We start from the raw sequence: 275 nt of genomic DNA on the forward strand, positions 1-275 counted from the left end.
AGGCTGGTCAGGACGATAACGGTAATGGCACGCCTGCGGACGAGTCTGATTCGAAGACCACTGTTGAGGGTGCTGATAACCCGAAGACCGTGCAGCCGACCGACGATGAGCAGTCCACTGGTGTGAAGGTCACTAACCCTGGTGAGGACACCACGGTGACGGCGAAGGATGAGGACGGCAATGACGTTCTTGTCACGATTGATCCGGAGACCGGTGAGATTAAGGTCACCCCGGGTACGGACGTTGATGGTCCGATTACGGTGACTGTTGAGGAT

Annotated in this window: 1 protein-coding gene; it reads left to right on the forward strand. The window is 56.7% G+C overall.

Going from position 1 to position 275, the window contains the following annotated elements; genetic code table 11:
- On the forward strand, nt 1-275 hold a 275-nt coding region (locus HMPREF2990_RS12890), incomplete at both ends, for a hypothetical protein (protein ID WP_210399958.1).

It is taken from the genome of Corynebacterium sp. HMSC071B10 (genome assembly GCF_001814825.1).
Taxonomy (GTDB): Bacteria; Actinomycetota; Actinomycetes; order Mycobacteriales; family Mycobacteriaceae; genus Corynebacterium.